Below are 17,548 nucleotides of genomic sequence, written 5' to 3'. Positions count from 1 at the left end.
CTTGGGCTTCTGCTTGTGCCTCTCCTTGCGCCTTGTCCTTGTACGGCGCAGCACTCAGGGCGCCGTGATGGCCGGAGGCCTGACGGCCCTCGCAATAATCGGTGTCCGAACAGACGAACATGCGGCTGCCCTTGTCGTCGGTGACGATCTCGTCGAGGTAGGAATTTTCGGCGCCGCACAGCGCGCAAGGCGCGTTGAAACGATAAGGCTCGAACGGGTGATCCTCGAAATCGAGCGAGACGACCTGGGTATAGGGCGGGATCGCATAGATGCGCTTCTCGCGGCCGGCGCCGAACAATTGCAGTGCCGGGCAATTGTCCATCTTGGGATTATCGAATTTCGGCGTCGGCGACGGATCCATCACGTAGCGCCCGTTCACCTTCACGGGATAGGCGTAGGCGGTCGCGATATGGCCGAAGCGGGCAATGTCCTCATAGAGCTTCACATGCATCAGCCCGTATTCGGCGAGCGCATGCATGCGCCGCGTCTCGGTCTCGCGCGGCTCCAGATAACGCAAGGGCTCGGGGATCGGCACCTGATAGACCAGCACCTGCCCGGCATGGAGCGCGGTTTCGGGAATGCGGTGACGCGTCTGGATCACGGTCGCGTCCGCAGTCGAGGTCGTGGCCGAGACGCCCGCGGTCTTTTCGAAGAATTTCCGGATCGAGATTGCGTTGGTGGTGTCGTCGGAGCCCTGGTCGATCACCTTCAGGACGTCGTCGGGGCCGAGGATCGCGGCGGTCACCTGCACGCCGCCGGTGCCCCAGCCATAGGGCATCGGCATTTCGCGGCTGGCGAACGGCACCTGATAGCCGGGAATGGCGATCGCCTTCAGGATGGCGCGCCGGATCATCCGCTTGGTCTGCTCGTCGAGATAGGCGAAGTTGTATCCGGCCGCACTCATTCCGCGGCCTCCCGCAATTCGACCTCGCCTGCGGCTTGCGCGAACTCCTTGCGGAGCTTGCGCAAGAGGCCAAGCTCGGACTGGAAGTCGACATAATGCGGTAGCTTCAGATGCTCCACAAAGCCGGTCGCCTGCACATTGTCCGAGTGCGACATCACGAACTCCTCGTCCTGCGCCGGCGCGCGCACCTCCTCGCAGAGCTCGCGCGCGCGAAGTGCGCGGTCGACCAGCGCCATCGACATGCTCTTGCGCTCGCTCTGCCCGAAGGCAAGGCCATAGCCGCGGGTGAAGCACGGCGCTTCCGTGGCCGATCCCTTGAACTGGTTGACCATCTGGCATTCCGTCAGCTCGATTGATCCCAGTGGGACCGCAAAGCCTGTGTCCTCGGCGAAAAATTCGACCTCGACTTCTCCGAACCGGATCTCGCCGACAAAGGGATGGTTGCGGCCATAGCCGCGCTGGGTGGAATAGCCGAGCGCAAGCAGGAAGCCTTCGTCGGCACGTGCGAGATTCTGCAGCCGCAGATCGCGATCCGCCGGGAAGCTCAGGGGCTCGCGGGTGAGATCGCCGACCACTTGATCGGCTTCGGCCTGCGGGGAGGATTCGATCAGTCCGTCCTGCCTGAGGATATCCGTCACACGCGGCATCGCGCCGTCTGATACTGCAGCCGCCGCTACAGCATTCTTGGGCTCCTCGGGAACGAACCCCTCGGCAAGTTGCGGATCGAGCAGACGATGGGTGTAGTCGAAGGTGGGCCCGAGAATCTGGCCGCCGGGAATGTCCTTGAAGGTCGCGGAGATCCGCCGTTGCACGGCCATCCGTCCGGTATCGACCGGCTCGGTCGCGCCGAACCGCGGCAGCGTCGCGCGGAAGGCGCGCACCAGGAAGATCGCCTCGATCATGTCGCCGCGCGCCTGCTTGATGGCGAGCGCCGCGAGTTCGCGGTCATAGAGCGAGCCTTCGCTCATGACGCGATCGACGGCGAGCGCCATCTGCTCGGAGATCTGCGGCAGCGTGACCTCGGGCACATCCTTGTCGCCCCGCCGCTCATGCGCTAGCAGGCGATGAGCGTTCTCGATCGCACGCTCGCCTCCCTTGACGGCAACATACATTCCCTAACCTCCGTAACCGACACAGCGCGTCGTGCGCGGGATCGCGACAATCGCATCATCGGCGACCAGCACGACATCGATGCCGCGCGGAAACAGCGCGGCATTGATGGCGAGCCGTTCGAACAGATCATTCGGCTTGAACGAAGCCTGCAGGATCGCGTGGCCGTCGATCCCGGGCCCGCTCAATTCGTATTGTGCGCCTCTCGCGAGGCTGTCCACCTGCAGGATGACGGTGGTCGACCGATCGGGATATTCGCTGCTGCCGAACGCGAAGCGGTCGAGCTCCGGCAGCATGTCGCCTTCACTGACCAGCGCGAAACTTGCAATGGACGAGTCGGTCACGACCGGCGCGCCGCTGTGGAACTTGAGCCACTTCTTCACTTCGGTGGTTTCGGCGAGCAGCGGGTCGAGCCAGACCGGCGTGTCGTGATCGAACAGCGTCAGCGCAATCGCCGCCGTGCCGCGCATCAGATGCGGCGGCGTGCCGACGGAGGCGATCACGCGCTGCACGGAGCCGGGCCGCGCCATCGCCTCCATCACCGAGCGGAACGTCGTCTGCGCCGACAACACCTTGTCGGCAAAGCCTGCGGGCAGTTCGGCGATCGTCGTCATCACACTCACCCCTCACCGCGAACCATTGTGTAAAAATCGACCTTGGTGGCCGCCGTCCGCGCGGCCTGTTGCTGCCGATCGGCTGTCAGCGCCGCACGCAACGGCGCGATCACCCTGTCCTCGACGACCTCGGCGAGCTCGCTCGACTGCACAAGCGCGTCGCACAGCGCAATCATCAGCGCCTTCTCGCTGTCACGGCCGAGCGCGTAGCCGAAGCCGACCTCGCCGGTCGCGAGCCGCACCGCCGCCCGCGACACCGTGGCCTCGCCGAGGTTGAAGGGCGCACCGTCGCCGCCGACGCGGCCGCGCACCATGACCAGGCCGCTCTCCGCCTCGCGCAATTTCTCATAGGCCGGCAACGCGACACCTTCGAGACAGGCCCGGATCTCAGCCGCTGCGGCATGCGCCAGCACGGCCATGGCGGCCTTGCGCCGGGCAATATCGCGGGTTTCGTCGCGCTGCATGTGATCCTGAACGCTCATCATCGGTCCCGATGCCTGTCTACCCCGGCCGGCCTCAAGTTGTCTATCATACTAGACAACTTGATAATGAAACGCCATGACTGTTCGGTGACAAAAGCGTGATTTTCGCGACACAGCGTGATAGACCTCGCGCCATGAGCTTGCAGGACATGGCGTCCGGCGTCGCCCTGTGGCGCCAGGTCGCAGACGGGATCGAACGCGGCATTGCCGAGGGCCGTTATGCGGCCGGCGAACGGCTGCCGGGCGAGACCGAGATCGCCGAAATCTATCGGGTCAACCGCCACACCGTGCGGCGGGCGCTGGCTGCGCTGGCCGAGCGCGGGCTGGTGCGCGCCGAGCGCGGCAGCGGCACCTATGTCGAGGCGCCGCGGCTTGCCTATCCGTTGCGCTCGCGAACGCGGTTCTCCGAGATCGTCGGCGCCGGCGGCCGCGAGCCGCGTGGGCAGTTCATCGAGGCCGCTGAGGAGCCGGCCACGCGCGAGCTGGCGCGCCAGCTCGGCCTGAAGACCGGCGCGCCCCTTATCCGCATCGAATCGGTGCGGCTCGCCGACCGCGCGCCGATCTGCGTCAGCACCACCTGGCTTTCGGCCGAGCAGTTCCCGGACGCGGGCCGCGTGTTTGCCAATGTGCGTTCCATGACCAAGCTGCTCGACCATTACGGTGTGCGCGACTATCGCCGCGGCTGGACCAGGATCACGGCGGCGATCGCGGAGGCGACCGACGCCGCGCGGCTTGACCTTGCGCTCGGCCGCCCGGTGCTGGTGGTGGATGCGACCGATGTCGACGCTGACGGCAAACCGCTGGTGACCAAACGCTCGCGGTTTGCGGCGGAACGGGTGGAGTTCGTGGTGGAGAGCTGAGGCGCATTCACCTTCGCCAACCATTCCGCTGTCATCGTCCGGCTTGACCGGACGATCCAGTATTCCAGAGACGTCCATGCTCTGCCGAAGCCTCTGGAAGACTGGATGCCCGCCTTCGCGGGGCATGACACCGAGTGAATATACGTTCGCCTTCTCGCGACGGAGTTCGCCCGAGCTATGCCTCGTTCGTCGCCCTCGAGAAGTCACAAGGGCGCAGGGAAGACCGGGTGGCCGCATGCACCCGGGGCTCTCGCGCAAAAAATTGCGCAAAGAGCGCGAAAACCTAGGGTACAGGCGGTGATCACACCGGCCTTCCCTGCGCGATGGTTTTACGGCTTATAGCGCGCTCTCCTCGGTGAACCTTCTCGTTTGCCACCGTCGCAGCCCACGATGCGCCAGCACCGTCGGCAACTTGACGCCAAAGCTTTGGGGCGCCAGGACCACACGATTTCGCCGTACGCAAATAGTCGCCGCTCGTCGGGCAGCGCCTTCACGTCCACCGCATCCCCGCCTCACGTGTCGTGACGACCGCGATACGTCCCTCTGTAAGCGAGGCGGGATAGCGGGAAAGCTACTTCTGATTTGCCGAACATGACAAGCCAGGCAGGCTGCGACAGATTAACGCGACGGGCAGTCACGCTCGCGTCACGCTTTGCTCACCCCACCGCCCGGCGGCCGATGATGGCAAAGCGCAGCTTGCCCGAGATCACATCGATGACGGCGACCGTGACCAGGATCATGATGACCGCGAAGGCGACCTGATCGAAATCATAGGTCCTGATCTGCTCTGACAGCTGCAGCCCGATGCCGCCGGCGCCGACGATGCCGATGATCGTCGCCGAACGGACGTTGGACTCGAAGTAGTAGAGGATCTGGCCGGCAATGATCGGCAGCACCTGGGGCAGCAGGCCGAAGCGGACCGCCAGCAGCTGCGTTCCGCCGCTGGCCAGCACCGACTCGCGGCCGCGGGCGTCGGTCGATTCGATCGCCTCGGAGAACAATTTGCCGAGCGCGCCGGTGTCGGATACCGCAATCGCCAGGATGCCGGCAAACGGCCCCAGGCCCACCACGCCGACGAAGACCAGCGCCCAGATCAGGGCGTCGACGCTTCGGATCGTATCCAGCGCGCGGCGGACCAGAAAGCGGACCAGCGGATGGGGCGTGGTGTTGCTGGCGGCGAAAAAGCTGATCGGAAAGGCCATCACGGTCGCGATCAGCGTTCCCAGGAAGGCGATCGCCAGCGTCTCCTCCATGGCCTTGACCAGCAGTGCAAGATGGCCCCCTGTCGACGGCGGGAACATCAGCGCGACGAATTTCGCCAGCGAGGACAATCCGGTGAGGATCTGGCTGAATGGAATCTCCAGCCACCAGATTGCGAAGGCCGTCAGGAGCGCAAGGGCGACCGGAATTGCGAGAGACGACGCACGCTGCAGCGGCGAGCGCTGCAGCAGGGTTTGGTGACGCGCGAGCACCTCGCCCGGGTCGGTTGGACAAAGCGAGGGACGGCCGCTCATCGATTCTCGCTCCCGCCGGACAGCTTGTGCCGAATCTGCTCGGTCAGGAGATCGATCGCAGCGACGCAAACGATGATCATCAGCAGGATCGCGCTGACGTCGGTGTAGTAGAATTTGCGGATCGCGACGAACAGGTCCTGGCCGATGCCGCCGGCGCCGACCATGCCGACCACCGAACCCGACCTCACATTGATCTCGAAGCGCAGCAAGGTGTAACTCGCAAAGGTCGAGATCACCTGCGGCAGCGCGGCGAAACGCACGATATCGACGAAGCGGCTGCCGGTAGAGCGCACGCCTTCCACCGGCTTCATGTCGATATTCTCGATCGCCTCGGTGAACAGCTTGCCGAGCGTGCCGAAGGTGTGAATGGAAATCGCGAGAATCCCTGCAAGCGGCCCGAGACCAAAGGCGCTCACGAACATTAGCGCGAACACGAGGTCGGGCACGGTGCGGCAGAACTCGAACAGCCGCTTGATGCACCATCGCAGCCAGCTCGAGGGCGCCAGATTCGCAGCCGCCAGAAACGACATCACGAACGCGCCGCCGGCGCCGATCAGCGTCGCCAGATAGGCGATCAGCACGGTGTCGAGCAACAGCTTGAGCCAGCCGGTGATGTTCCAGTACCAATCGGCGACATCGGCGCCAAACGTCTCGGTCCTGATCCTGGGAAGGATGCGGCTGAAATAGCTCGTGAAGTTCGAGATATTGTCGATCAGATTGGCCGGGCTGACCTCGCCGACCTTGCCGGCGACCGCGATCAGGACGGCGAGAATGGCGAGCGCCAGCAGCGATTGCCAGCGCCTGCGCGCAATCTTGCGTTGATAGTCTGATACCAGAACCTCGAGCCGCGCCGGGGATAAGCTCAGGATGCGTGAGGTCATGATCTCTTCGGTCAAAAGCGGAAAGGGAGCTGCGACACCATCGCAGCTCCCCCGCACGGAACGATCAGGAGCGCTTCTTGCGCATGTCGTTGACGAACTGGATCATCTCGACGGTGGTCTCGTAATCCTTGTGGGTGACCGGAACAAACTCTAGGTCCTTGCCATCGGAGAGGCGGTCAAACGCCGCCTTGTCCTTGGTTGGCGCCTCGACGAAGGCTTTTTGAATGGCCTGCTTCAATTCAGGCGGAAGGTCGGACAGGTAGGCGTAGGGCGAGCCGGCGAGCAGTCCCGACTTGAAGATGACCCGGAAGTCCTCCTTCTTGACCATGCCCTTGTTGACCATGCGGGTCAGGTTGGAGTCGGTGTCGGAATTCCACCAGTCGGCGGCGCAGTCGACCGTGCCCTTGTCGAGCGCGATCACGCCGTTCTCGTGGCTGCCGGTGATGACCGACTTGCCGAAGAAGCTGTCGGCATCGAGGCCGATCTTGTGCAGGAAGAAGCGCGGCGCGTTGTAGCCGGAAGTCGAGTTCGGGTCGACAAAGCCGATGGTCTTGCCCTTGAGGTCGTGGATGTCCTTGTAGGGACTGTCGGCCTTCACATAGATCACCGAGTAATAGCCGACGGAGCCGTCATGGTTACGGGTGGTGACGAAGGGCTCGAGCTTGACGCCAGTCATGTAGGCCGTGGAGTACGAGGCCGGTCCGTAATAGGCGATCTGGATGTTGCCGGCGCGCTGGCCCTCGATCACGGCTGCGTAGTCGTTGGCGATGCGCAGCTTGACGGGAACGCCGAGCTCCTTGCTCAGATAATCCATGAAGGGCGCATAGCGATCGGACACGCCGGAGGCGTTTTCCGCCGGGATCACGGCGAAGGTCAGCTCCTTGTATTTCGATTTCCAGTCGTCGGCATGGGCTGCGGTCGCGCTCATGGCGAGCACCGCAACGGTGGCAGACAAGAAATAACGGCGATTGAGCATTGAGATCTCTCCTGGCAGGTTGAGGTTTTTTTTGGCGGCAAAGGCCGCAAGGATGATGATATTCGCCGCCGGCTTAGGCGACGGCAGCCACGCCGAGCACGGACGCGTCGACAACCGTGCCGTTCAGATTGGCCGGTTGCCCGGCCCTTCCATCGGCATCGAGGCCGTAGAGGCGTCCCGATTCCGAATTCGTCAGCTGCTCCGGCGTGCCCTCGAACACGATCTTGCCTGCGGCCATGCCGATCAGGCGGTCGCAATAGCCCTTCGCCAGTTCGAGAGAATGCAGGTTGCACAGCACAGTAATGCCGAAATCCCTGTTGATGCGCTTGAGAGAGTCCATCACCACGCGCGTGTTGTGCGGATCGAGCGAGGCGATCGGCTCATCGGCCAGAATGAGCTCGGGTTCCTGAACCAGCGCGCGTGCGATCGCGACACGCTGCTGCTGGCCGCCCGACAGCTGGTCGGCCCGCTGCGCCGCGAGCGGGGCGATTTCGAACTGCTCGAGTGCGGACAAGGCGATCGCCTTGTCGGTATCCGGCCACAGCTTGATCAGTGCGCGCAGCTGCGAGACGCTCGCGAGCCGTCCCATCAGCACATTGGTCAGGACGTCGAGCCGGCCGACCAGGTTGAACTGCTGGAAGATCATGGCCGAGCGCGCCCGCCACTGCCGCAGCTCCTTGCCGCGCAGCGCCGTGACGTCGACGCCGTCATAAAGAATGCGGCCTTCGGTCGCGGGCGCGAGGCGGTTGATGGTTCGCAACAGGGTGGACTTGCCGGCGCCGGAGCGGCCGATCACGCCGACGAAGCTACCAGGGGCGACCGAAAAGGACGCGTTGTCGACTGCGGCTTTTGCGCCGAAACGGCACGTCAAACCTTCCACCACCAACATGCGCTGCTGCTCCGGTCCGCATCCGTTGGGCCACCGCTAGCGCTCGTGTTCTACAGTTTTGTGACAGGCGCCGCGGCGCGAGGCGCGCGGCGCACATGCCGCGAGACGACCGTCACGAAATTGTCATTCGTCCGTCAAGTTGTCTAATACTATAGACAACTTGATTTCGGCCAAAGCGGGATTTTTCGGATGGCAGGCAAGGCACTCTCGATCGAACCGACCATCGATCCTACTGCTAAAGTCCAAGAGGGAAAATTCGGCATCTATTGCGAGGTCGGCGCGCGCACGATGCTGCTCGACGTCGAGATGGGCGACTATTCCTATGTCGTGAACGATTCGCAGATGACCTACACCACGGTCGGCAAGTTCTGCTCCATCGCCGCGATGACGCGGATCAATCCGGGCAATCATCCCATGCAGCGCGCGACGCAGGCGCATTTCACCTATCGCGCCAGCGCATATTTCGCAGGCGAGGCTGACGATGCCGAGTTCTTCGCCTGGCGCAAAAGCCATCGCGTCCATATCGGCCACGATGTCTGGATCGGCCACGGCGCGATCGTGCTGCCAGGACGGCGCATCGGCAACGGCGCGGTGATCGCAGGGGGCGCCGTCGTCACCAAGGATGTGCCCGATTATACCATCGTGGCAGGCAATCCGGCGCGACCGATCCGGCGGCGGTTTTCGGAAAGCATCGCCGAGCGCCTGGTGCGGCTCACCTGGTGGGACTGGGAGCACGAGCGCCTGCGCATGGCGCTACCCGATTTCCGGAAATTGACCATCGAGGACTTTCTCGACAAATACGAGGCGCAACTTTCGTCTCTGCAAAAGCAAAGTGCCTGACCGTGAAAGACATCCTGATTGAGGGCGGCCGCGCCCTTGTGGACGGCGACATCACCGAGACCTCGCTGCGCATCGGCGGCGGCAAGATCCGCGAGGTCGGCGCTTCGCCCGGCCGCAGCGCGATGACCATCGATGCGCGCGATCTGCTGGTGCTGCCGGGCATCGTCGACTTGCATGGCGATGCCTTCGAGCGGCAGATGATGCCGCGCGCCGGCGTCGACTTCCCGATCGACGTGGCGCTGTTCGATTCGGATCACCAGGCGATCGCCAACGGCATCACCACGGTGTTTCACGCCACCACCTGGTCTTGGGAGCCGGGCCTGCGCTCCGGCGCCAACGCCGCGCGGTTGTGCGCGGCGATCGAGAGCCTGCGGCCACGGCTCAAGGCGGATACGCGCTTCCACCTGCGCCACGAGACTTACAATCTCGATGCAGAAGAGGAGATCATGCAATGGCTGCGCGACGGCCGCGTCGACCTCTTGGCGTTCAATGACCACATGGACGGCACGGTCGCCGACCTCGCCAAGCCACGCAAGCGCAACCGCATGGTCGAGCGCACCGGGCTTGCAAGCGAGGAGTTTGATCGCCTGGTCGCGCGCATCATCGCGCGCGCCGAGGCGGTGCCGGGCTCGATTGCGCGGCTCGCCGAGGCGGCGAGACAGGCCGGCGTGCGCATGCTCTCGCATGACGACAACAGCCCGGCGATGCGGCAGGACTATCGTGCAAAGGGCGTCGCGATCGCCGAATTTCCGGTGAACGAGGAGACCGCGCGCGAGGCTGCGACCGGTGGCGATGCCATCGTCTTTGGCGCGCCCAATGTCGTGCGCGGCGGCAGCCACACCGGCTGGACCAAGGCCTCCGACATGATCGAGAAAGGCCTCTGCTCGGTGCTGGCGTCCGACTACTACTATCCCGCGCCGCTGCTCGCCGCGTTCCGGCTCGCGGCGGATGGCATACGGCCGCTGCCGCAGGCCTGGGAGCTGATCTCGGCCGCGCCTGCGCGCGCCACCGGGCTTGTCGATCGCGGCGAGATCGCGGTAAGCGCCCGCGCCGATCTTCTCCTGGTGGACGACGCGGATGCTTTGCGGCCGCGCATCGTCGCCGTGATCGCCGCCGGCCGGCCGGTTCACCTGACGGAAGCGGATCGCATCAGCACATTGTCCACCGTCGCGCACCAAGCGGTTGCGGCCGAGTAAGACGACCCTATGCTCAACGCATGACCGGATTTCCCCGCTACGCCATCTACTACGCAGCCGAGCGCGGCTCGACGCTGGACCGCTTCGGCGCGGAGCTATTGGGCTATGACGCCTGGACCGGCGAAGACCTGCCGTTTCCGCAAGGCGCAACGGAAGCGGTGCCGGACTGGCGCGAGCTGACCAGCGATCCCCGCAAATACGGCTTCCATGCCACGCTGAAAGCCCCCTTTGCGCTTGCCGATGGAAAACCCGAAGCGGAGCTCCTCGCGGCTTGCGCCGCCTTCGCGGCCGAGCCGCGCGCGATCCCCGCATTCCGGCCGGTGGTCGATTCCATCAGCGGCTTCATCGCCGTGATCCCGGGGCAGCGATCGGAGCCGCTTGAACGGCTCGCCGCCGACTGCGTCGCCGCGTTCGATTCGTTCCGTGCCGAATTGACCGCGCGTGATCGCGCGCGGCGCAACCCGGACAGGCTGAGCGCGCGGCAGCGCGCTCATCTCGACCGCTGGGGCTATCCCTATGTGATGGAGGAATTCCGCTTTCACATGACCCTGACTGGCCGTCTGGAGGACGCGCGCCGCCGGGACGTGCTCGCCATGCTGCGCCAGCGCTTTGCAGCCACCGGCATTGATAGCCTCTCCGTCGACCGGATCGCGCTGTTTCGGCAGGACGCAGCCGAGGCACGCTTCCGCATCATCGGCGACTGGGCGCTGCGGCCGGCGAGCTAAACCCGGACCCGCCGGGCGCCGCCTGCCCCCGAAAGGCCGGCCGAAATCCAGCCGATCCCCTGATTTCAGCATCCGATGGATCGCGCCGCGGCCCAAAAACTGGCACGCTTGTTGCTGCTAGGGAGGGGATCAACCCCCGGGGAAAGCGAGCTATGGCAACCATCACAACCACCACCACGACATCCGAGCGAAAGCCGCTCTACACCTCCCTCTTCGTCCAGGTGCTGGCGGCGCTGGTGCTCGGGATCGTGCTCGGCATGGCCACGCCCGATTTCGCCGTGAGCCTGAAGATCCTCAGCGACGCCTTCCTGAAGCTGATTTCCATGATCGTCGCGCCGATCGTGTTCTGCGTCGTGGTGCACGGCATTGCCGGCGCCGGCGACCTCAAGAAGGTCGGCCGCGTCGGCGTCAAGGCGCTGGTCTATTTCGAGGTGATGACCACCGTCGCCCTGGTCGTGGGCCTGCTGCTCGCCTTCGCCTTCGGGCCCGGCCATGGCATGAACATCGACCCCTCGACACTCGATGCCAAGGCGCTCTCGACTTATGCCGGCAATGCCCAGAAGCTGAAGGGCGAAGGCATCGGCACTTTCCTCCTCAACATCATCCCGACCACCTCCTTCGACGCGCTCTCGCGCAACGACGTGCTGCAGGTGCTGTTCTTCGCGATCCTGTTCGGCGTCAGCCTCGCGCTGGTCGGCGGGGAGAAGGGCGAGAAGGTCGCCGGCATGATCGATGCGGTCTCGACCGTGCTGTTCCGGACCATGGGCCTGATCGTGCGCGTGGCGCCGCTCGGCGTGCTCGGCGCGGTCGCCTATACGGTCGGCAAATATGGCGTCGGCTCCTTGAAGCAGCTGGTCTCGCTGGTGATGCTGTTCTACGTCTCGGTCGCGATCTTCGTGCTCGGCGTGCTCGGCGGCGTGATGGCGCTGGCCGGATTGAACATCCTCAAATTCCTCTCTTACCTTCGCGAGGAGCTGACCATCGTGCTGGCGACCGCCTCGTCGGACGCGGTGCTGCCGCAGATCATGCGAAAGCTCGAGCGGATGGGCGTAAAGGACTCCGTGGTCGGCCTCGTGATCCCCACCGGCTATTCCTTCAATCTCGACGCCTTCTCGATCTATCTCACGCTCGCTGTGGTGTTCATCGCGCAGGCCACCAACACCCCGCTCTCGCTCGGCGACCTCTTGCTGGTGCTCGGCGTTTCACTGATCACGTCAAAAGGCGCGCACGGCGTGCCCGGCTCGGCGATCGTGATCCTGGCCGCGACCTTGAACGCAGTGCCAAGCATCCCGGCCATCGGCCTCGTGCTGGTGCTGTCGGTCGACTGGTTCATCGGCATGGCCCGCGCGGTCGGCAACCTCATCGGCAATTGCGTGGCGACGGTGGTGGTTGCGTCCTGGGAGGGCGATCTCGATCGGGCCAAGGCGCAGAAGGTGCTGGATGGCGGGGAGGTTGTCGACGTGACGGCGGGATGAAAGGCGATCCCTCCCTGGTTGCTCTTCATTTATGTTCAACTTGGCCGGTTGACTGAAGCTTAGCTTTCAGCAAAGTTCCAGGGTCGAATGTATGTGGAGTTGCACGCATGACCACCTTCACCTGGAAGGATGGCGCAAAGGGTAACTGGTACGACGCCGGCAATTGGTCCGGCGTAAGTGGCAACCAACCCTATCCGGTGCCAGGTGATAGCGCGACGATCGGCTCCGGCACGGTGACGCTCGATCCGGCGGATTATGTCTCAGTCAACGGCAGCACGCCGTCTGAAAACGGCATTTTCGATGGCTTGAGCATTGTTCTTGGCGACAGCGCCAACGATCCGGCAGAACTGATCCTCCGCGGCACTGGCAGTCCGGACGGAGGATTGGCCAATGCCGATATCGGCTCGTTCACCTCCATTACAACCGCTGGTTCGGCGTCGATCATCTCGGATGGGCTATCCACGATCTATGGTGGAATTGTCGACGAGGTGGCGGGCTCGACGCTGACCGTCGGGAGCGATATTGCAGATGATCCAAACAGCAGGCTGGAGTTTCGCAGCTCCGGCTTCAAGTTCGCCAACACCAGCGAGACGGTTGTCCTCACCGGCAACATCACATTCCTCGCCGCGCCCTTCCGTTCAGGGGCGAATGTCTCTGTTGTCAACGATGCCCAGGTCGACGTCATCGGTCAGACCAGCGGCGGGAGTTCGCTGCCGAGCGTGAATATTGCCGGTCCCGTGACCGGCACGGGTTCGTGGAATCTTGGGCCCACCATCGTCGAATTCCAGGGCAGTGTCGCTGCAACGCAGACTGTTCATTTCAGCAGTCCGATTGCCAATTCGGTGCTTGAAATCCAAAGCCCGTCCAGCTTCCACGCTGCCATCACAGGGTTCGGGCTGGGTGATGCGATCGACTTCACCGCGCTGAATTATGTCGCCTCCGACACGGTCTCCCTCACCAACGGCGAGCTCACGCTCGCGACCTCGACCGGCACCGTCCTCGCCACGCTGCAAAATGTCGGCGAGGCGTCCAACATTGTTGCGGGCCAGAACGACACGCTCGAGCTCGTCTCGGACAGCAGCACCGGAACAGATGTGGTGTTTGCCGCGGCGCAGAACGCCAATGCCGCCAGCGCCAGTTCCGTGATTGCCGCCGCCGACCTTACCTATAGTGACGAACGCGCAGCCGATCCTGCTACCTATCAGTTGATCACCGCCGGCGCCGTCGCGATTGGGGCAACGGTTGCGAAACTTGCACCGCTGCAGGGCAGTCTTCACGGGCCGATCGATGGGGCCGGCGTCAAGGTCGGCATCATCTCCGACTCTTTCGATGTCAATGACGCCACTGGCTCGGAGCTCCAGGCCGCCATTGCACAGGGCTATCTGCCTGCCGACTTCACCGCGAACAACATTCTGCGGGAAGGTCCAGCGGGGGCAGAGAATGAAGGCCAGGCGATGGCCGAGTTGGTGCATGCGGTCGCACCCGGGGCCGACATCTATTTCGCGTCCGCCGAGCAAGGAGGCACGTCAAACCAGGCGGACTATGCGGCGGCGATCCAGACGCTGCAGGCCGAGGGCTGTCAGGTCATCGTTTCGGACTGGACCGTTTCAGCCATGCCGATGTATGCCGACGATGGTCCGGTGGATGCCGCTGTCACCAATGCGTTGAATGCGAATACCAACATATTCGTGGCCGCAAGCAATTTCGGCGAAGCGTTCCTGCAGCAGAGCTTCAGCGGCGCACCGACGGTCAGTTATACGCCGCATAACGCCACCCAATCGGTGGCCGCCCATGTCTGGAGCAACGGCACCGACGAAGAGGCGTTCGTCATCAAGGCGGGGCTTGTCGGCTCGATCCATGTGCAATGGACTGCGCCCTATGAAGGGGTCAACAATGCCGGCGCACCGGACGCGCTCAGCTTTCAGGTCTACACCAGCACGGGCGCCTATGTCGGGACATCGTCACAGACCGATGTCCTCCAGAGCACCGCACCTGGTGCACCTTCGATTTTTGCGGCCGATGCCAGCCTGTCGATCGCCAACCGGGGATCGACCGACGCCACCTACGAGATCGTTGTCTATCTGAACAATGGCCAGGTCGCGCCCGCGGATTTCAATATTGTCATCGGTGGTTCGCCCGCGGCCGCCGAAGACCCGCCGGGCTATATCATCGATCCAGAAACGGGAACCGGGCCCGGCAATCTGCGGGGGGACGAGTTGGTCCCGGGTGTCAACACCGTGGGCGGCACGTTCTATGGAGACAGTAACGCCTACGGCCAGCCCCCGGACCAGACTGAATATTATTCGGACTCCGGCCCTGGCGAGATTCTTTACGACAGCAATGGAGATCCCTACACCGGCGCGCAGCCCGGCGGTGTTGCCTTCACCGCACCCACCGGAGTGCAGACGGATGTTTCGGGATTCAACCCGTTCTTCGGTACCTCCTCCGCCTCGCCTGAGGCCGGTGCCGCCGCGGCACTGATGCTGCAGGTGGACCCGCATCTCACCAACACGCAGATAACCGATATTCTCGAGAAGACCGCAACGCCGCTCTCAGGCGTGTCCAGCAACCAGGGTGGTGCGGGCGAGATCAACGTTGCCGCGGCGATCCAGTACATCGAGAACGACATCGCCTGCTATTGCCGCGGAACACTGATCCTGACCGACCAGGGCGAGGTCGCGGTCGAGGACCTCATGATCGGAGACAAGATCACGACGCTGTCGGGTGAACTCAGGCCGATCAAATGGATTGGGCGCCGCAGCTACGCCGGCCGCTTCATCATGGGGCGCAGCGACATCTTGCCGATCTGCTTCAAAGCCGGCGCTCTCGCCGACGACGTTCCCCGACGCGATCTCTGGATCTCTCCACATCATGCCATGTATCTGGAGGGCGTGCTGATCGAAGCCAGGTACCTGGTCAACGGTGCATCCGTCACCCAGGCAGATGCAGCCGAGATGGTCGAGTACTTCCATATCGAACTCGACAGCCACGACATTGTCGTCGCGGAAGGCGCTTGGTCGGAGACCTTCGTCGATGACGATGGCCGCAACATGTTTCACAATGCACATGAGTATGCCGAACTTTACCCGGAGACCGAGCGCGTTCCGGCCATTTATTGCAGACCTCGCCTCGATTGCGGTTATGAGGTCGAGGCGGCAAGACGCGTCATCGACACGCGGGCCGGCCTGCGATCACGACGGGCGGACCAGCCTCTGTGCGGCTTCGTCGATGTTGTTTCCCCAACCCAGATCCTCGGCTGGGCACAAAATCCGGATCGTCCGGAAGTGCCGGTCTGCCTGGACATTCTGGTCGATGGAAAGATGATCGGCCGGACGCTCGCCAACATCTATCGCGAAGACCTGGCCCATGCGGGCCTTGGCAGTGGCTGCCACAGCTTCGCCTTCACCATGCAAACCGCGATCGACCCGAAGCGCCAGAGCGTCAGCGTACAGCGATCACTGGATGGCGTTGCGCTGCAGACGAGCGGCTGGTCTTGCGCAGCATGAGGCTAGCGGACACGGCATTCGACCCCTGGCTGGACTGACAGCGCCTGTCTCCGCAGGCAAGGATCGTGGGTTTCGCTTCGCTCTAGCCCCCTACGTCTTCGCTGTTTCTGCCGCCTTGAAATTCTCCACCACCCGCAGCAGCACCCGGGCGCCGGCGTCGGCATCGGCCAGCTCCACATGCTCGTCCGGGTGATGGCTGATGCCGCGGCGGCAGCGGACGAAGATCATGCCGACGTCGGCGATGTCGATCATGGCCATGCCGTCATGGCCCGCCCCGCTCGGCAACTCGAACACGCGGAAACCTTCCGCAGCGATGGCGTCGGCGATCTGTGCCTTCAGCCAGGGCGCGCAGGGTGCGGTGCGGTTCTCATGGGTGACGTCGATCTGCAAGGCAAGCTCGCGTCGCCCGGCGATGGCTTCGATCTGCCGGACGACGTCGGCAACGGCGCGCCGGCGGTGCATGTCGGTCGGCGCGCGCATGTCGATGGTGAAGGAGACCTGGCCCGGAATGACATTGGTCGCGCCGGGCCTGGCATCGATATAGCCGACCGTGCCGACCAGACCGGCCTCATCGGAACGGCAAAACTGCTCGATCGCGCCGATGCATTCGGCTGCGCCCGTGAGTGCATCGTGCCGCAGCCGCATCGGTACGGTGCCGGCATGTCCGGCCATTCCGGTCAGCCGCGCCGCAAGCCGCGTCGCGCCGGCAATCGCGGTGACCACGCCTACGGCGAGATTCTCCTGCTCGAGCACAGGGCCCTGTTCGATATGCAGTTCGATATAGCCCAAAAGTTCGCCGCGGATGCGCGCCGCCTTGCCGATATGATCGGGATCGAGCCCGAACGTGGTGATCGCCTCGCGCAGCGACACGCCATCGCGATCGCGCGCGCCGAGCACGCTCTCGTCAAAGGTACCGGCAATCGCGCGGCTGCCGAGCAGAGTTGAGGCAAAGCGTACACCCTCCTCATCGGCAAAGCCGACGACCTCGATCGCAAACGGCAATCTGAGGCCGCGCCTGTTCAGATCGGCGACGCAGGCGATCGCGGTGATCACCCCGAGCGGTCCGTCCCAGCGGCCGGCATCGCGCACGGTGTCGTAATGCGAGCCCAGCATCAGCGCCGGCAGGCCTGGGCGGTCGCCCTCGTAGCGGCCGCAGACATTCCCAATCGCGTCCATCTGCGCGGCCATCCCGGCCTGTCGCATCCAGCCGAGGATCAGGTCGGCCGCCGTGCGATGCTGAGGCGTGAGAAAAAGGCGGGTGATGTTGGCGGGGTCTTCCGAGATGCCGGCAAGCGCGTTGATCCGCTCGACGATCTCGCGCCCCAGCGACAGATCTTCACGCCCAGCGGCGCCAGCGTCCAATTTGCTCATCTTTGAATTCGCGTCCCGCCATCGATACAAATTCGGTGCCGGCTGAAGCGAAATCGAATCCGAAAGGTCCGCCGCGACACCTGCCCGACTGGTAGCAGCCTGAATGGCATTGGCCAGCGCTAATTGCCGCAGGCCGCGCCCGGCGCCTTCGGCCACCCCCTCGGGGCTGCTCAACTCGCTTGCATACAATTCAAAAATATCGCCT

Annotated in this window: 15 protein-coding genes; 6 read left to right on the top strand and 9 right to left on the bottom strand. The window is 64.0% G+C overall.

Annotation, left to right across the window (positions count from 1 at the left end):
- The 4 genes from VFB05_RS05830 to phnG form a co-directional block, all read right to left on the bottom strand.
- On the bottom strand, positions 1 to 904 hold a 904-nt coding region (locus VFB05_RS05830), incomplete at its 3' end, for an alpha-D-ribose 1-methylphosphonate 5-phosphate C-P-lyase PhnJ (RefSeq protein ID WP_325009789.1).
- Positions 901 to 2,016 carry a carbon-phosphorus lyase complex subunit PhnI gene (locus tag VFB05_RS05825; RefSeq protein ID WP_325009786.1) on the bottom strand — a complete coding sequence of 372 codons (1,116 nt, stop codon included), beginning with the start codon at positions 2,014 to 2,016 and terminating at the stop codon, positions 901 to 903. The genes VFB05_RS05830 and VFB05_RS05825, both read right to left, overlap by 4 nt.
- Positions 2,017 to 2,019: 3 nt before the next feature.
- Entirely contained in the window at positions 2,020 to 2,628 is a 609-nt protein-coding gene (gene phnH, locus VFB05_RS05820; RefSeq protein ID WP_325009784.1) for a phosphonate C-P lyase system protein PhnH, read from the bottom strand.
- A gap of 5 nt (positions 2,629 to 2,633) precedes the next feature.
- The gene (gene phnG, locus VFB05_RS05815) at positions 2,634 to 3,110 is read right to left on the bottom strand and encodes a phosphonate C-P lyase system protein PhnG (RefSeq protein WP_325009782.1); all 477 of its coding nucleotides are present in this window, start codon (positions 3,108 to 3,110) and stop codon (positions 2,634 to 2,636) included.
- A gap of 134 nt (positions 3,111 to 3,244) precedes the next feature.
- Here phnG and phnF point away from each other — a divergent pair, with 134 nt between their 5' ends.
- Positions 3,245 to 3,970 carry a phosphonate metabolism transcriptional regulator PhnF gene (gene phnF, locus VFB05_RS05810; protein ID WP_325009780.1) on the top strand — a complete coding sequence of 242 codons (726 nt, stop codon included), beginning with the start codon at positions 3,245 to 3,247 and terminating at the stop codon, positions 3,968 to 3,970.
- A gap of 656 nt (positions 3,971 to 4,626) precedes the next feature.
- Here the strand turns inward: phnF and phnE (VFB05_RS05805) are convergent.
- The 4 genes from phnE (VFB05_RS05805) to phnC form a co-directional block, all read right to left on the bottom strand.
- A complete protein-coding gene (gene phnE, locus VFB05_RS05805) occupies positions 4,627 to 5,484 on the bottom strand; it encodes a phosphonate ABC transporter, permease protein PhnE (protein ID WP_325009778.1) in 858 nt (285 codons plus the stop codon).
- Positions 5,481 to 6,365 (bottom strand): phosphonate ABC transporter, permease protein PhnE, encoded by an 885-nt coding sequence (gene phnE, locus VFB05_RS05800; protein WP_325009776.1) that lies wholly within the window; start codon positions 6,363 to 6,365, stop codon positions 5,481 to 5,483. Before phnE (VFB05_RS05800) ends, phnE (VFB05_RS05805) begins: the two co-directional genes overlap by 4 nt.
- A gap of 64 nt (positions 6,366 to 6,429) precedes the next feature.
- Positions 6,430 to 7,341, bottom strand: a complete 912-nt coding sequence (gene phnD, locus VFB05_RS05795) for a phosphonate ABC transporter substrate-binding protein (protein WP_325009774.1) — start codon at positions 7,339 to 7,341, stop codon at positions 6,430 to 6,432.
- A 73-nt stretch (positions 7,342 to 7,414) separates the two neighbouring features.
- Positions 7,415 to 8,230: a phosphonate ABC transporter ATP-binding protein gene (gene phnC / locus VFB05_RS05790; RefSeq protein WP_414643153.1), complete on the bottom strand. Its 816-nt coding sequence runs from the start codon at positions 8,228 to 8,230 to the stop codon at positions 7,415 to 7,417.
- Positions 8,231 to 8,419: 189 nt separating this feature from the next.
- On the opposite strand from phnC, the gene VFB05_RS05785 reads away from it, so the two are divergent.
- The 5 genes from VFB05_RS05785 (at position 8,420) to VFB05_RS05765 (ending at position 15,972) form a co-directional block, all read left to right on the top strand.
- Positions 8,420 to 9,070, top strand: coding sequence for a chloramphenicol acetyltransferase (locus VFB05_RS05785; RefSeq protein ID WP_325009772.1), 651 nt, complete (start codon positions 8,420 to 8,422; stop codon positions 9,068 to 9,070).
- Between the two features lie 2 nt (positions 9,071 to 9,072).
- On the top strand, positions 9,073 to 10,266 hold the full coding sequence (locus tag VFB05_RS05780; protein WP_325009769.1) for an alpha-D-ribose 1-methylphosphonate 5-triphosphate diphosphatase: 1,194 nt from the start codon (positions 9,073 to 9,075) through the stop codon (positions 10,264 to 10,266).
- Positions 10,267 to 10,286: 20 nt separating this feature from the next.
- On the top strand, positions 10,287 to 10,991 hold the full coding sequence (locus VFB05_RS05775) for a DUF1045 domain-containing protein (RefSeq protein WP_325009767.1): 705 nt from the start codon (positions 10,287 to 10,289) through the stop codon (positions 10,989 to 10,991).
- A 152-nt stretch (positions 10,992 to 11,143) separates the two neighbouring features.
- Positions 11,144 to 12,466 (top strand): dicarboxylate/amino acid:cation symporter, encoded by a 1,323-nt coding sequence (locus VFB05_RS05770; protein ID WP_325009765.1) that lies wholly within the window; start codon positions 11,144 to 11,146, stop codon positions 12,464 to 12,466.
- Positions 12,467 to 12,573: 107 nt separating this feature from the next.
- Positions 12,574 to 15,972, top strand: coding sequence for a Hint domain-containing protein (locus VFB05_RS05765; protein WP_325009763.1), 3,399 nt, complete (start codon positions 12,574 to 12,576; stop codon positions 15,970 to 15,972).
- A 90-nt stretch (positions 15,973 to 16,062) separates the two neighbouring features.
- On the opposite strand, the gene VFB05_RS05760 is transcribed toward VFB05_RS05765, so the two are convergent.
- Positions 16,063 to 17,343: an allantoate amidohydrolase gene (locus VFB05_RS05760; RefSeq protein ID WP_325009761.1), complete on the bottom strand. Its 1,281-nt coding sequence runs from the start codon at positions 17,341 to 17,343 to the stop codon at positions 16,063 to 16,065.
- Positions 17,344 to 17,548: the final 205 nt, after the last annotated feature.

Origin of the sequence: Bradyrhizobium sp. (assembly GCF_035652035.1) — a bacterium.
Lineage (GTDB): Bacteria > Pseudomonadota > Alphaproteobacteria > Rhizobiales > Xanthobacteraceae > Bradyrhizobium.
The sequence above is the reverse complement of the archived record's forward strand: the minus strand, read 5'-3'. Positions and strand labels throughout refer to the sequence as shown.